At 71.2% G+C, this 12,494-nt stretch carries 11 protein-coding genes; 6 read left to right on the top strand and 5 right to left on the bottom strand.

The annotated features are described in order from the left end of the window. Positions 1-29 precede the first annotated feature (29 nt). A complete protein-coding gene (locus AB0L91_RS19950; protein WP_365011904.1) occupies positions 30-1,559 on the top strand; it encodes a carboxylesterase/lipase family protein in 1,530 nt (509 codons plus the stop codon). Continuing rightward, positions 1,556-5,053 (top strand): carboxylic acid reductase, encoded by a 3,498-nt coding sequence (gene car, locus AB0L91_RS19945; protein ID WP_365011902.1) that lies wholly within the window; start codon positions 1,556-1,558, stop codon positions 5,051-5,053. Before AB0L91_RS19950 ends, car begins: the two co-directional genes overlap by 4 nt. A 9-nt stretch (positions 5,054-5,062) precedes the next feature. On the opposite strand, the gene AB0L91_RS19940 is transcribed toward car, so the two are convergent. Next, on the bottom strand, positions 5,063-6,469 hold the full coding sequence (locus AB0L91_RS19940; RefSeq protein ID WP_365011901.1) for an NAD(P)/FAD-dependent oxidoreductase: 1,407 nt from the start codon (positions 6,467-6,469) through the stop codon (positions 5,063-5,065). A 199-nt stretch (positions 6,470-6,668) separates the two neighbouring features. On the opposite strand from AB0L91_RS19940, the gene AB0L91_RS19935 reads away from it, so the two are divergent. Then, positions 6,669-7,307 carry a TetR/AcrR family transcriptional regulator gene (locus tag AB0L91_RS19935; protein ID WP_365011899.1) on the top strand — a complete coding sequence of 213 codons (639 nt, stop codon included), beginning with the start codon at positions 6,669-6,671 and terminating at the stop codon, positions 7,305-7,307. Between the two features lie 4 nt (positions 7,308-7,311). On the opposite strand, the gene AB0L91_RS19930 is transcribed toward AB0L91_RS19935, so the two are convergent. Next, positions 7,312-8,235: an oxygenase MpaB family protein gene (locus tag AB0L91_RS19930; protein WP_365011897.1), complete on the bottom strand. Its 924-nt coding sequence runs from the start codon at positions 8,233-8,235 to the stop codon at positions 7,312-7,314. A gap of 128 nt (positions 8,236-8,363) precedes the next feature. Here AB0L91_RS19930 and AB0L91_RS19925 point away from each other — a divergent pair, with 128 nt between their 5' ends. Next, positions 8,364-9,023, top strand: a complete 660-nt coding sequence (locus AB0L91_RS19925; RefSeq protein WP_365011895.1) for a TetR family transcriptional regulator — start codon at positions 8,364-8,366, stop codon at positions 9,021-9,023. Positions 9,024-9,025: 2 nt separating this feature from the next. On the opposite strand, the gene AB0L91_RS19920 is transcribed toward AB0L91_RS19925, so the two are convergent. Genes AB0L91_RS19920 through AB0L91_RS19910 form a run of 3 tightly spaced genes read right to left on the bottom strand, consistent with a single transcriptional unit; the run spans position 9,026 to position 10,831 of the window. Continuing rightward, positions 9,026-9,634, bottom strand: coding sequence for a GDSL-type esterase/lipase family protein (locus AB0L91_RS19920; RefSeq protein ID WP_365011893.1), 609 nt, complete (start codon positions 9,632-9,634; stop codon positions 9,026-9,028). A 33-nt stretch (positions 9,635-9,667) separates the two neighbouring features. Next, positions 9,668-10,246, bottom strand: a complete 579-nt coding sequence (locus tag AB0L91_RS19915; protein ID WP_365011891.1) for a VanZ family protein — start codon at positions 10,244-10,246, stop codon at positions 9,668-9,670. A gap of 21 nt (positions 10,247-10,267) precedes the next feature. Continuing rightward, on the bottom strand, positions 10,268-10,831 hold the full coding sequence (locus AB0L91_RS19910) for a TetR family transcriptional regulator (protein WP_365011889.1): 564 nt from the start codon (positions 10,829-10,831) through the stop codon (positions 10,268-10,270). 94 nt (positions 10,832-10,925) lie between these two features. Between AB0L91_RS19910 and AB0L91_RS19905 the strand changes: the two genes are divergently transcribed. Together AB0L91_RS19905 and AB0L91_RS19900 are read left to right on the top strand one after the other, a co-directional pair. Continuing rightward, positions 10,926-11,396 carry a DUF4334 domain-containing protein gene (locus AB0L91_RS19905; protein ID WP_357346932.1) on the top strand — a complete coding sequence of 157 codons (471 nt, stop codon included), beginning with the start codon at positions 10,926-10,928 and terminating at the stop codon, positions 11,394-11,396. After that, positions 11,396-12,484 carry an NAD(P)-dependent alcohol dehydrogenase gene (locus AB0L91_RS19900; RefSeq protein ID WP_365011886.1) on the top strand — a complete coding sequence of 363 codons (1,089 nt, stop codon included), beginning with the start codon at positions 11,396-11,398 and terminating at the stop codon, positions 12,482-12,484. Before AB0L91_RS19905 ends, AB0L91_RS19900 begins: the two co-directional genes overlap by 1 nt. The last annotated feature ends 10 nt before the right edge of the window (positions 12,485-12,494 follow it).

Here is a 12,494-nt window from a genome sequence, read left to right as displayed (position 1 = left end):
TACCGCTGGTACCACGTACTGTGGGGCGCATGGTGTCCACAGAGATCGTGACCGCCGACGGAGTCGTGCGCGGTCGTGCGGGCCGTCGAGTCGTCAGCTGGCGAGCCCTTCCCTACGCGGCCGCGCCCGTCGGAGAACTCCGACTCCGCGCGCCCCAACCCGTGCGACCGTGGACGGGGGTGCGCTCGGCGACGGAGTACGGCTTCGCGGCGATGCAGCAGCCCAACGGTGCCCGCACCGGCCCCCGCACGTGGCAGCCGACCGGTGAGGACTGTCTGACCCTGAACGTGACCGCGCCGGCGACGCCGTCGGCGAGTCCGCGGCCGGTCATGGTCTTCATCCATGGCGGCGGGTACGTGATCGGAGCGGCGAGCATGTACTCGGGCGCCCGGTTGGCGGTGCGCGGCGACGTGGTCGTGGTGTCGGTGACCTACCGGCTCGGGGCCATGGGCTATGTCGATTTCAGCGAGTTCTCCACGCCGGAGCGGCCTTTCGAGTCGAATCTGGGGCTGCGGGATCAGGTCGCCGCGCTGGATTGGGTGCGGCGCAATATCGCCGCGTTCGGTGGTGACCCGGAGAATGTGACGATTTTCGGCGAGTCGGCGGGCGCGCACGCGGTGGTCGCGCTGCTGGCGACACCGGCCGCGAAGGGCCTGTTCCATCGGGCGATCGCGCAGAGCGCGCCCGCGGACTGGACCGCGGAGCCGGCGGAGGCGCGGCGCTTCGCGCGCAGCTGCCTGGAACGGCTGGGCGCCGATCCGGCCGACGCCGCGACCGTGCTGGCGACGACGCCGGCGAGCGAGCTGTGCCGGGCGGCCGATCGGGCGCTGTATCGGACGCTGCGGGAACGGCCGGGCAGTTTCCCGTACACGCCGGTGGTGGACGGGGAGTTCCTGCCGGAGGCGCCGATCGACGCGATCGCCGGGGGCCGTGCGCATCGGGTGCCGTTGATCATCGGGACGAACCGGGACGAGGCGACGCTGTTCCAGCGGTTCATGAAGTCGGTGCCGCACACGCCCGCACAGCTCACCACCACGTTCGGACGCTGCGATCCGGGGGCGGAGCAGCGTGTGGTCCGGAGCTATCCCGGGTATCCGGCCGCGCGGACCGCGGTGCGGATGGGCGGTGACTTCATGTTCCTGCGGCCGACGCTGGCCGTCTTGGAGGGCCACAGCCGGTACGCGCCGACCTACGCCTACCGTTTCGACTACGCGCCACGTGCCGTGCGGCTGGCCGGGTTCGGTGCGACGCACGCGCTGGAGCTGGTGCCGGTGTTCGGTTGGGTGGACAGTCCGGTCGGCCGGGCGATGACGGCCGCGGGTGGGCGGCGGGCGTTCCGCGCGGTGCAGGACCACGTGCAGGACAACTGGGTGAGTTTCGCCCGGACCGGGGAGCCGCTCGCGGCGTGGTCGCCGTATACGGCCGAGCGGAGGGCGACCTGCATCATCGACCATCCGCCGCGGGTGCTGATCGATCCTGAGGCGGCGCGGCGGGAAGCCTGGCGCGATGTCCGGATCTCCGCGCTGGGTGGTTCGGTCGAGCGGAAGAACGAGGCATGACGGTCGAGCTGGACGCGGGTCTGCTGGCGGAGCGCATCAGGGCGCTCTATGCCGAGGACGAGCAGATCCGGGCGGCGACGCCGCTCGAGGACGTGCACGCGGCGGTCACCACGCCGGGTCTGCCACTGACACAGATCGTCTCGATGGTGATGACCGCCTACGCGGATCGGCCCGCGCTCGGTATCCGGCGCACCGAGCCGGTGGTCGAGGGCGGGCGGGTCACGCGGCGGCTACTGCCGGAGTTCGAGTCGGTGACCTACGGCGAGGTGTGGGAGCGGGCTCGGGCGCTGGCTGCCGCGTGGCACGCGGCGGGGGTCGGGGCGGGGGATTTCGTCGCGACGCTCGGATTCACCGGGGCCGATTACACCGTGCTGGATTTGGCGACGATCCATCTGGCCGGGGTGGCGGTGCCGTTGCAGTCGGGTGCCGGTCTCGCGCAGTTGCGGTCGATCCTGGATGAGACGGGGCCGCGGGTGTTCGCGGTCGATACTGCGCATCTGGCGATCGCGGTCGAGGCGGTGCTGGCCGGTACGCCGCCGATTTCGCTGCTGGTGTTCGATCATCACGCGGACGACGACGATCACCGGGACGCGCTGGCCGCCGCCCGCGCCCGGCTGACCGCGGCGGGTTCGACGGTCACGCTGAACACGATCGACGAGGCGATCGCCCAGGGCAGAGTCGTCGAGCCCGCGCCGCTGACAGTGCCGGGGCCCGACGAGGATCCGCTGGCGATGCTGATCTACACCTCCGGCAGTACGGGGACGCCGAAGGGTGCGATGTACACCCATCGGTTGGTGGCGGCGGGCTGGCAGCCCGCCCGTCCGGTGGCGGTGCTCAATGTGAACTTCCTGCCGATGAGCCATATCGCGGCGCGGTTGACGCTGACCGGTGTGCTGGCGCGGGGCGGGACGGCGTATTTCGCGGCGGCGCCGGATATGTCGACGTTGTTCGAGGACATCGAGCTGGTGCGGCCGACGGAGATCTTCCTGGTGCCGCGGGTGTGCGACATGATCCTGCAGCGTTTCCGGCGCGAGGTGGATCGGCGGTCGGGCCCGGGGGTGGACCCGGCGGTGCTGGCCGAGGAGGTGCGGACGGAGCTGCGCGAACAGTTCCTTGGTGGCCGGTTGATGACGGTGCTGTGTGGGAGCGCGCCGATCGCGCCGGATCTGCGGGAGTTCGTGGAGTCGGTGTTGCGGCTGCGGTTGCACGATGGTTACGGGTCGACCGAGACCGGGGGCGGTGTCATCTTCGATACCAAGGTGATGCGGCCGCCGGTGCTGGACTACAAGCTGGTCGATGTGCCCGAGCTCGGCTATTTCGGGACGGACAAGCCGTATCCGCGGGGTGAGCTGTTGCTCAAGACGACCACGATGATCTCGGGCTATTACCGGCGTCCGGAGGTCACCGCGGCGGTGTTCGACGAGGACGGTTTCTGTCGGACGGGTGATGTGGTCGCCGAGCTCGCGCCGGATCGGCTGGCCTATGTGGATCGGCGCAACAATGTGCTGAAGCTGTCGCAGGGGGAGTTCGTGACGGTGTCGCGGCTCGAGGCGGTGTTCGCAGGGGCGGATCTCGTGCGGCAGATCTTCGTGTACGGCAGCAGCGAGCGGGCGTATCTGCTGGCGGTGGTGGTGCCCACGGAGGCGGCGCTGGCCGGGCCTGCCGAAGCGGTGCGGGCCGCGGTGAGTGCGTCGTTGCAGCGGGTGGCGGTGGCGGCGGAGCTGGAGCCGTATGAGATCCCACGGGATTTCCTGCTCGAGACCGAGCCGTTCTCGATCGCGAACGGCCTGCTGTCCGGGGTCGGGAAGTTGTTGCGGCCCAAGCTGAAACAGTGGTACGGCCCGCGCTTGGAGGCGCTGTACGACGATGTCGCGCGCGATCAGGAAGCGGAGTTGCAGCGGTTGCGCCGCGACGCTGCCGGTCTGCCGGTGTACGAGACGGTGGCACGGGCGGCGCGCGCGGTGCTCGGGTGTTCGGCCACCGAGTTGCGGCCCGAGGCGCGGTTCGGTGATCTGGGTGGGGATTCGCTGGCGGCGCTGTCGTATTCGACGCTGCTGCGGGAGTTGCTCGGGGTCGAGGTGCCGGTGAACGTGTTGCTCGGACCGGACAGTGATCTGGCGCGGATCGCGGACTATGTCGGCCGGGAGCGCGAACCTGGTGCGCGGCGAACCGATGTCGAGGCGGTGCACGGTGTCGGTGCGACCGAGATCCGCGCGGCGGATCTCACGCTGGCGAAGTTCCTCGACGCGGAGATGTTGGATCGTGCCCGGGAGCTGCCGCCCGCCACGGTGCCGCCGTCCACGGTGCTGATCACGGGGGCGAACGGCTATCTGGGGCGGTTTCTGCTGCTGACCTGGCTGGAGCGATTGGCGCCGCTGGGTGGTCGGGTGATCTGTGTGGTGCGGGGTGGTGACGCGGCTGCCGCGTGTGCGCGTCTGGCGGCGGCGTTCGACACCGATTCGGCACTGGCCGAGCACTTCCGCGCGCTCGCCGACGGTGTGCTCGAGGTGGTGGCGGGGGATATCGGGGAGCCGGATCTCGGGCTGTCCGCGGCGGTGTGGCGGCGGCTGGCCGAGGAGGTGGATCTGATCGTGCATTCGGCGGCGCTGGTGAATCATGTGCTGCCGTATGGACAGTTGTTCGGTCCGAATGTGGTCGGGACCGCCGAGGTTATCCGGCTGGCGTCGACGGTGAGGCGCAAGCCGGTGAGTTATCTGTCGACCGTGGCGGTGGCGGCGCAGGGGGAGTCGTTCGCCGAGGACGGTGACGTGCGGGTGATGAGTCCGGTCCGGCGGGTGGACGCGAGCTACGCGAACGGGTACGGCAACAGCAAGTGGGCCGGTGAGGTGCTGTTGCGGGAGGCGTCGGAGCGGTTCGGGTTGCCGGTGGCGGTGTTCCGGTCGGACATGATCCTGGCGCACAGCGACTATCCGGGTCAGCTGAATGTGCCCGACGTGTTCACCCGGTTGCTGTTGAGTGTGCTCGTGACCGGTCTCGCGCCCGCGTCGTTCTACCTGACCGACGCCCACGGGCGGCGGCAGCGCGCGCACTACGACGGGTTGCCTGCCGATTTCGTCGCCGCGGCGGTGACGGGGCTTGGTGCGGCGGCGGTGACGGGGTACCGAACCTTCGATGTGGTCAATCCGCACGACGACAGTGTTTCGCTGGACAGTTTCGTGGATTGGCTGATCGAGGCGGGGCATCGGATCGATCGGATCGATGACTACGCCGACTGGTTCGCGCGTTTCGAGACCGCGCTGCGCGCGCTGCCGGAGGAGCAGCGTAGGCACACGCTGCTGCCGCTGTTGCAGGCGCATCGTCGTCCGGGGCGGCCGCTGCCGGGTTCGGCGCTGCCCGCCGAGGGATTCCGGGCGGCGGTGCGGGCGGCGGGGATCGGTGCGGAGCGCGATATCCCGCACCTGGGTCCGGACCTGATCGGCAAGTATGTCCGCGATCTGGCCGGGCTCGGACTGCTCGGTCACGGGATCGAGTAGCAGTGCGGGTCAGTGGGATCCACTCGGGGCCGCAGCGAGCAGCGGCGTGCTGGGTGGCGCCGGTCGGGGGACCTCGCCGCGCAGGGTGGTCCGGGTGATCAGGGCGTTGCGGGTGGCGCCGCGGATCTCACGGGCGAGGTCGGCGACGACGGCCGGTGCGTTGCCGCGCTGATGGCGCAGCGCACCGGCGACCAGGCGCAGGGCGAGGGCGGGGGTGTGCAGGTCGGCGGGCGGGCGGGTGCGGGAGAAGATGCCGGTGGTGATCCGGGCCAGTTCGGGGTCGGTGGTGGCGCGGCGATAGAGCTCGATCTCCAAGGGGTGCATGGCTTCGCCGCGGGCGAGGCGGTTGGTCCAGTGGAAGATGGCGCGGCAGTCGATGATGCGGCGGCGTTCCCACTCGTGCAGTGCCCGGTCGAGTGCGGCCGGGTCGTCGAGGGTGGCGGCCACCGTCTCCCCGAGTAGTCGGCCGTAGCGTAGGGCGTCGCGGATGCCCTGGGCGGTCACCGGGTCCTTGAAGTGGCCGGAGTCGCCGGGCAGTGCCCAGCCGGGACCGGTGGATCGGCGGAAGTAGGAGGCGATGCCGGTGGCCGAGCGGACGCGGCCGACGCGTTCGCAGCCGTCGAGCCGGGCGGCGAGGGCGGGAATCCGTGCGACGGCGTCGGTGTAGCGGCGTTCGGCTTCGCCGGGGCCGGAGCGTTCCCGGCTCGCCGGTGGTTGGACCAGGCTCAGGACCAGGCCGTCGTCGCAGGGGAACGCGGTGCCGAGATCGGCGCCTGCGCGCCATTGGGCGGCGGTGTCGCGGGGGGTGTCGCCGTGGTCGCGCCAGTAGGCGTAGTAGCAGTCGCGGCCGCTGGGGACGGTGAGGAACGGTTCGTCGGCGCCCACGGCGCGGGCGATGGTGCTGTGCCTGCCGTCGGCGCCGACGACCAGCGCGGCGCGGATCTCGACGACGGCGCCGGTGCGGTCGGTGTAGCGGACGCCGGCGCAGCGATCGCCTGCCCAGAGGACGGAGGTGACCCGGCAGCGGGTGCGGACGTCGGCGCCCGCGGCGATGGCGGCGCGTACGAGGACGTCGTCGAGGCCGGTGCGGCGCACGCACATGGCGTAGTCGATGCCGTCGACGGTGGGGAAGGTGGAGGTGATGCCGTAGCCGGCGCCTTCGGCGTAGGCCTGGGTCAGCCGGGGCGCGCCGAGGGCCTCGACGTCGGCGAGGACACCCAGTGTCCGGAGTTCGGCGAGTCCGGCGGGCCAGAGCAGGTGGGTGGACAGGGTTTCCGAGGGCAGGGGTGCGGCGTCGAGGACGATGACGCTGCGGCCCGCTCGTGCCGACGTCACTGCGGTCGCCGCGCCGGCGCAGCGCGCGCCGACGATGACGACGTCGGCCGACTCGGCCGAGGTGACGGGGGAATCGAGCATGGGTACCGCCTCGGTCATCGAGTCTCGGACAGTGTGTCCGAGAAGATGATCCGGTCGGTGGCGACCACTGTCAACAGAGCCCGGAGGCAGCGGATTCACGGCCGCTCGGCCGTTGCCGGTCCACGGCGGTGGTCGCGGGGCACAATGGGCGGATGGTCGACGCACGTGGGCTCGCGGCCGAGCAGTTCGGGAGCCGCCGATGTCCTCGCTGACCCGTGTTCCGCGGTCGGCGCGTAAGTCGCCCGGTGACCGTCGTTCGGAGTTCGAGCCGCGGGTGTTGCGGGCGGTGGAGGATCTGCTGGCCGAGGGCACTCCGTTCACGGAGCTGGCGGTGCAGCGGATCGCCGCCGCGTCGGGGTCGGCCAGATCCACCTTCTACCGGTATTTTCCGGACAAGAGCAGTCTGCTGGTGCGGCTGGGTGAGCTGGCCACCGCCGATCTGTTCGCGGCCGCGGAGCGGTGGTGGAGTGCCGAGCGCACCGAGCGGCAGGCCGGTGTCGTCGATGCCGCTGCCGCGATGATCGAGGGGGTGCGGGCGCACCGCTATCTGTTGCTGGCGTTGAGTGAGGTCGCCGCGTACGACCGGGAGGTCGGCGCCTACTGGCGGGCGCGGGTGGCCGCGTTCACCGAGCTGGTCGGGGCGCGGCTGGCGGCGGATCGGGCGGCGGGGCGGGTCGCCGCGCAGCTGGATCCGCGCGCCACTGCGGTGATCCTGACTTCGATGGTCGAGCGCACGATGGCCGTGGCCTGCTCCGCCGACACCGGGATCGAGGACGGGGAGCTGGCCGCGGCGCTGGGGCGGGCCATCTGGCTCGTCGTCTACGGCGACGCGCCCTGACGGGTCAGCGGAGGGCGGCGTCGGGGGCGAAGGAGGTGAGTCCGACGTCGCGGTACTTGCTGACGAGCTGCTGGTATTTGCGCCGGTTGCGGGCCATGGGGGAGTCGGTGACGGTCGCGGGCAGGCGGTCGAAGGCTACGCGCAGGGCGGTGGTGATCGCCTGGAATTCGCGGTCGTGGCGGCGGGTCCAGGGGTAGGGCATGTGGGCGCGCACGTCGGGATGCATGATGCCGCAGCCGAGCACCATCAGGAGGTGGCCGAGCGCGGGTGAGCTGAGCCGCCACAGTGGTCCGGTGGCGGCGGGCAGGAAGAACGGTCGCGGGGCGTGCCGGACGGTGGCGACGGCGGTGGCCAGGGCGGGGGTGGGCCGGAGTTCGGTCGCGGCCATGTGGGCGTAGTGGGCGACGAGTTCGGTGTAGTCCTCGATCGGTCGCGACTTGCCGGGCAGGTGCAGGCCGGCGGTCTTGTGCCGGTAGTGGTCCCAGATGGCCTGGTTCTCGGCGCGGGTCGGTTCGCCGTCGGTCAGGGCGAGGTAGGCGCCGCGCTGGACGAAGAAGGTGGAGTACAGGATCCAGTTCCACGATTGGGGGTTGAGCGCGGAGTACCGTTCGCCGTCCGGGCCGACGCCTTTGACGTCGCGGTGCAGCACCATCAGGCGTTCGGCTTCGGTCGCCCGGTCGGGGTCTTCGCCGTGGTAGATCAGCTGGTCGGCGGCGGCGGTGCGGACCGCGCGGGCCCACGGTTCGGTGCGTGCGCGTCCGGTGTCCTCCAGGGCCGCGGAGACCGGCGGCAGCATCGTCTGGTCGAACAGGCCGACGCCGAAGAGGCTGAACAGCACGGAGCCGCCGACCCGTTCGAAGCGGGCGACGGCGTCGGAGACGTGGTCGGGCGTCGTCGCGGGCGCGATGTGGGGCACGGGGCAGGTCATGGGAACTCCTTTGTTCCAGCGTCGCGGACCGCCGGTCCGGTCGATTTTCTGGCGCTATTCTGGTGTCGCGCGACTCCAGAAACTCGTGTGGTGTCAGAGTGCACCAGAATGACGGGATGGTCAAGAGCATGGGTGAAGATTCCGCGGACGCCGCCACGCCGCGCGCCTACGCGGGCGTGACGGCCGACGAACGCCGCTCACGCCGCCGGGCGGCCCTGGTCGAGGCGGCGCTGGATCTGCTCGCCGAGGGCGGCGCCCCCGCGGTCACCAAACGAGCGGTCTGCGCGCGCGCACGACTGAACGACCGCTACTTCTACGAACAGTTCGCCGACCGTGACGTGCTGCTGACGGCGCTGGCCGACGACCAGACGACCGAGGGCATCGCCGCCGTGGTCACCGCCACCCGCGCGGCCGCCCCCGACGTCGACAGCCAGGTCCACGCGGCCGCCGCTGCCGCCCTCGGCTTCCTGATCGCCGACCCGCGCCGGTCCGCCCTGCTGTTCACCGCCCACAGCACCGAGGCGCTGCAATCCGCGCGGGTGTCCACCCAGCACGCCATCGCCCGCACCATGGCCGCGGTGGGTCGTGAGTTGTTCCCGGAATCGGCGACCCGCGAACTGGACTCCGAGATGGCCGCCTACACCGTGGTCAGTGGCACGCTCGAATTGGTCGCGGCGTGGATGCGCGGGGAGTTCGCCACCACCCGCGAGCACCTCACCGAGGTCATCGCCCGCCAGCTGCTCCAGATCAGGTTCGCCGACAACCCGCGCGCGACCCCCGCCGGCTGAGGTCAGCCGCGCGGCGCGGCGATCCAGTCGTGCCAGCCACCCGCGAGGACCAGCTCGGCCAGCCGGCGGTAGCCATCGCTGCCCGGATGCGCGCCGTCGCCGGCCGTCACCTCCGCACGCCAGATCGGGTCCTCGGCCAGGGTCGCGGTGACATCGATGAACGGAACTTCCCGTGCGTGACAGAGCGCGCCCATCTGTTCGGCGAGCTCGGTGACGCGGCGCAGATGCGGTTCGCCCGCGTCGATCACCGGTGGCGGGCCGACGACCAGCGGGGCCAGCGCGCGCTGGTGGGCGCCGTCGAGGATCGTCGCGAGATTGTCCAGGGTGCGGTCCGGATCGACCCGGGGCGCGCCGTTCTCCTCGACCGCGTCGTTGGCGCCGAAGGACAGGACCAGTCGCTGGTCGGCGTCGGTCTGCACGCGCGGCTCGATCTCGGTCCAGCAGCGGCGCAGGACGTCCGTGGAAGTGTTGCGCCGGATTCCGAGGTTGAACGCGGTCGTTCCGGCGCCGGTGGCGGCGAGTACACGGCCCACCCACCCCTGGTACTCGGGGTCGCCGATGCCCTGCACGAACGAGTCGCCGAAGAAGAAGACGCGAAGATCTGCACTCACCCGCATGACCCTAGGAGCCCGCGCGGCGCGAGGTCAGCTCGCCCAGCCCAGCCGACGCAGTACCCGGTCGCTGCGCGAGGACCCGGACTCCCTGCGGGCGACATGAACCACCGCCAGCGCGGCGCCGATGCCTGCCCCGGCCGCGTTGAGCAGGACATCGTCGATCGAGGACACCCGGCCCAGTGCGAGCAGGTACTGGAGCAACTCGAGCGTGGTCGAGACGAGTGCGCCGACCATCGTCATCCGCAGCACGCCCGCCAGGCGCGGAAACCGCAGTGGGAGCAGGAAACCCAGCGGCACGAACAGGATCAGATTGGCGCCGACCTGGACGACGGCGGTGCCCGGTGCCGCGCCGAGCGTGTCGAGCAGGTCCCGCAGTGGCACCGCGCTGATCGCGCGTTCTCCGGCGGCGGGGGTGAGGATCATCCACACCCACGGCAGGGTGGCGCCGAGGATCCCGACCTCGGCGATCGAATGCCGCAACGCCTGTCTACGCGGTAGTCCGGCGCGGAGCCTGCGACGGATCAGCAGCGCGGTCGCGGCCGCCAGCACGGGCACTGCCACCAGCCAGACGACCAGGACATGCCCCCACGACGCCCACACGATCCCCACCGCTCCCACGATAGTGGCGGCTCAGGGCGCGGTGATACGGGCGGCGGCGAAGACGGTGGCGGCGCGGCGGGTCGAGAGTTGTTCGGTGTCGCCGCGTTCGGCCGCGAACCGGGCCTGCATGGCGTTGGTGCGGGTCAGGTCGGAGAGCATGCGCAGCAGGATGACCGGCGGTACGGCGTCGGTGAGCAGCCCTTCGCGTTGTCCGCGGCGCAGTTCGGTCAGTTTGGCGTCGATGGTGCGGCGCAGCAGCGGTCCGATGTGGGCGCCTTCGGGTTCCAGATCGGACCAGGCTTGCAGGCGCGCGTTGTCGGGGTGGGCGACGAAGTGGTCGAACAGGCGGCCGACGTAGGCGGGCACGTCGTCGGCGCGCAGCGCGGTCTCCTCGGCGGTTTCGGTGGTCCAGCGCTCGGTGACGGCCGCGTAGAGCTCGTTCTTGCCGGGGAAGTAGGCGTAGAGGCGGTCCTTGCTGGCGTGCGCGGCGTCGGCGATGCGGTTGATCCGGGCGCCGGCGATGCCGTATTCGGCGAACTCCGCCTTGGCGGCAGCGAGAATTCGCTCCCGGGTTGCCTCGCCTGCCGCACGCATGGCCGGAATCGTACCCCTCTTGCCGAACCAACTGGTTCGGAACTATGGTCCGTTCGGAACCAGATGGTTCTGGAATCGGCGAGACGAGGACACCATGGGCGCGGACAAGCCACGTTGGCAGCAACTCCGGGAGCAGACCGAGGGCGTCTCCACCGCCGAACTGGACGCGCTATGGACCCGGCTACGCCCGGCCCGCACCGACGACATCCTGGGCGAGTGGCGCGGCGACGCCTTCCAGACCGGTCACCCGCTGTGCCGAGCGCTGCCCGCGAGCCGCTGGTACGGCAAGAACTTCCTCGCCGTCGACGACGCCAAGCCGCTGATCTGCCGCGCCGAGGACGGCACCCTGTTCTCCAATGTCGAACTGGGACAGGGCGAGGCGACGCTGTGGAACATCGAGTTCCGCGGCGAGGTGACCGCGACCATGGTCTACGACGGGCGCGCGGTGTTCGACCACTTCAAGTGGCTCGACGAGAACACGCTGATGGGCATCATGAACGGGCGCGCCGAACTGGTCCTGTCCAAGGGCGAGTACTTCTACTTCCTGCTGGAACGGGTGTCCTGATGCGCACGACGGCGGTCCTCTCGCGTGATCCGGCCGCGGCGTTCTCGATCGAGGACGTTGAGATCGACGAGCCGCGCGGCGGGGAGATCCTGGTGCGGATCGCGGCGGCGGGCATCTGTCACACCGACCTGGTGACCCGGCGCGCCGGTGCGGCGGATCGGCCGATCCTGCTCGGGCACGAGGGTGCCGGTGTCGTGGCCGCGGTCGGGCCCGAGGTGCGCGCGGTGCGCCCCGGCGATCATGTCGTGCTGACGTTCCGGCATTGCGGCGAGTGCGCGACCTGCGTGGACGGGCGGCCGGCCTACTGTCAGCGTTCGGTCGCGCTCAACCAGTTCGGGCGGCGTGCGCACGAGGGAGCGCGGGTGTCGCGCGAGGGCGTCCCGGTGCTGGACGGTTTCTTCGGCCAGTCGAGTTTCGCCGGATACGCGCTGACCACCGAGGACAACACCATCGTCGTGGACCCGGCGCTGGACCTGGCCGTGGCCGCGCCGTTCGGCTGCGGTTTCCAGACCGGGGCGGGTGCGGTGCTCAACGTGCTGCGGCCCACGGCGGGGGCCTGGCTGGCGGTGTTCGGGGCTGGTGCGGTCGGGATGGCCGCCCTGCTGGCGGCGCGCACGGTCGAGGGCGTGCGGGTGGTCGTGGTCGAAACCTCGGCGGCGCGCAGGGAACTGGCGCTCGAGCTCGGTGCCGAGGCCGCACTGGACCCCGCCGAGGGGCCGACCGTGCCGCGGCTGCGTGCGCTCACCGGTGGCGGTGTCACGCACGCGATCGATACCACCGGCGTGCCCGCGGTGCTCGGCGACGCCGTCGCCGCGCTGGCCACGGGGGCGACCGTGGTCGCGGTCGGGCTCGGCGCGGGCACCCCGCCGGTGGATGTCGGCGATATCGTGTTGCGCGGCAAGACGATTCGCGGATGCCTGGAAGGCGACAGTGTGCCGTCGACGTTCCTGCCGCACCTGCTCGGGCTGTACGCCGAGGGGCGGTTCCCGGTCGACCGGCTCATCGGCCGGTATCCGCACACCGAGGTCGATGCCGCGCTCGCCGACCAGCGTGCCGGGCGCGTGGTGAAGCCGGTGCTGACATGGTGAACGACTACTC

The sequence above is a fragment of the Nocardia sp. NPDC051833 genome, assembly GCF_040681225.1.
Lineage (GTDB): Bacteria > Actinomycetota > Actinomycetes > Mycobacteriales > Mycobacteriaceae > Nocardia.
The sequence above is the reverse complement of the archived record's forward strand: the minus strand, read 5'-3'. Positions and strand labels throughout refer to the sequence as shown.